This window comes from Microcoleus sp. B4-C2 (genome assembly GCF_036705265.1).
Lineage (GTDB): Bacteria > Cyanobacteriota > Cyanobacteriia > Cyanobacteriales > Microcoleaceae > Microcoleus.
The window spans coordinates 1-1,636 of sequence record NZ_JAUBUB010000204.1 but is presented as its reverse complement, the minus strand read 5'-3'; the positions used below and the strand labels follow the sequence as shown (position 1 = coordinate 1,636).

The window sequence follows — 1,636 nt, the reverse complement described above, 5'->3', positions numbered from 1 at the left end:
TATGAATAAAAGAAACAGTAAAGCTAGCCCAAAAGTTGCCATCGATCAGATATATTATCCCTGTGTCCTGAGAGTAAGACCGACAAGTCAATGGTGCGATGCGTGAGCCTGATTTAGAGCGTGGTCGTGGGCGTGATGGTTATGACATTGGTGAAGGGGTAATTCCCTATCCCGTTTAGGAGAATATAACATCAAATCCGCCCACCGCTCGGGACACCTAAAAGTTTGATCGCGAAGGGGAGTCATCTAATGAGCCGACGCCAGACCAACAAACCTGTTGGGGGTGAAATGTCCAATTTCACACAGATTAACCCAAATGCTGCAGGCATAGATATCGGGTCAGAAGAACATTGGGTGTGTGTCCCACCGGACAGAACGCCACAGAATGTGCGTAAATTTGGCTGTTTTACCCCTGACTTAATTGAGATGGCATCTTGGTTGTTGGAATGTCGAGTAGACACCATCGCAATGGAATCGACAGGAGTCTATTGGATAAGTGCCTTTCAAATTCTCGAAGAAAGAGGTATCGAAGTCAAACTGGTAAATGCCCATCACGTCAAAACCGTACCGGGTAGAAAAAGCGATGTTTTAGATTGTCAGTGGTTGCAACAGCTACATACCTACGGTTTATTGTCCGGTTCCTTTCGCCCTGACGATCAAATTTGCGTTCTTCGCAGTTACATTCGCCACCGCGATAACTTAATAAAAAGTAGTAGCACCCACGTACTGCGGATGCAGAAAGCATTAATTCAGATGAATCTGCAACTCCATAAAGTCATCAGTGACATCACCGGAGTCACAGGAATGGCAATCATCCGCGCCATTGTGGCTGGCGAAAGGAATCCTCAAGTCTTAGCTGGCTTGAAAAATTCCCGCATTAGAAGTAGTACCGCAGATATTGTCAAAGCCTTGAGTGGAGACTATCGAGCTGAGCAGATATTTGTGTTAAAACAAGAGTTACAACTTTACGACATCTATCAAGGACAAATTGCTAGCTGCGATGTTGAGATTGAGCGATATTTAGCAAGCTTTGCCTGTGAAGAAAACCATCCTCCACCAGACCCTCCCAAACGCGGCAACAGAAAGCCCAGAGGTCACGAACCCAATTTTGACTTGCGTAACCATTTGTATCGGATTAGTGGAGTAGATTTTACCCAAATTCCTGGTTTCGATGTTCTCACCGTACAAACCCTGCTCTCGGAAGTCGGATTAGACGCTACTCGTTTCCCTACCGTTAAACACTTTTGTTCCTGGTTAGGGTTGTGTCCAGGTTCGAGGATTACCGGCGGTAAAGTCAAAAGTTCTCATACCCGTCAAGTAGTTAATCGGGCTGCCAATGCCTTCCGTTTAGCTGCTCAATCTTTATCTCGCTCTCAATCAGCTTTGGGGGCTTTTTATCGTCGGCTGCGCGCTCGATTGGGCGCTGCTGGAGCCAATACCGCCGCTGCTCACAAGCTAGCCCGCATCTTCTATCATCTTTGGAGTACAAAAACCGCTTATGCTGATTCAGGGGCAGACTATTACGAACAGAAATATCGACAACGGATCGTCTCTAAGCTGGAGAAAACTGCTGAGTCTTTTGGGTTTGAGCTAGTTGCTAAAACTCCACAGTTAGATTGAGTTTCTTAGGAGGACT

At 46.1% G+C, this 1,636-nt stretch carries 1 protein-coding gene; it reads left to right on the top strand.

Going from position 1 to position 1,636, the window contains the following annotated elements; translation table 11 throughout:
• Positions 1–288: 288 nt before the first annotated feature.
• Entirely contained in the window at positions 289–1,620 is a 1,332-nt protein-coding gene (locus tag QUB20_RS28405) for an IS110 family transposase (protein ID WP_333251541.1), read from the top strand.
• Positions 1,621–1,636 lie beyond the last annotated feature (16 nt).

Bases quoted from the DNA above. Each gene is read 5' to 3' on its own strand.
- QUB20_RS28405 (WP_333251541.1), top strand. From the start codon at position 289: ATGTCCAATTTCACACAGATTAACCCAAATGCTGCAGGCATAGATATC.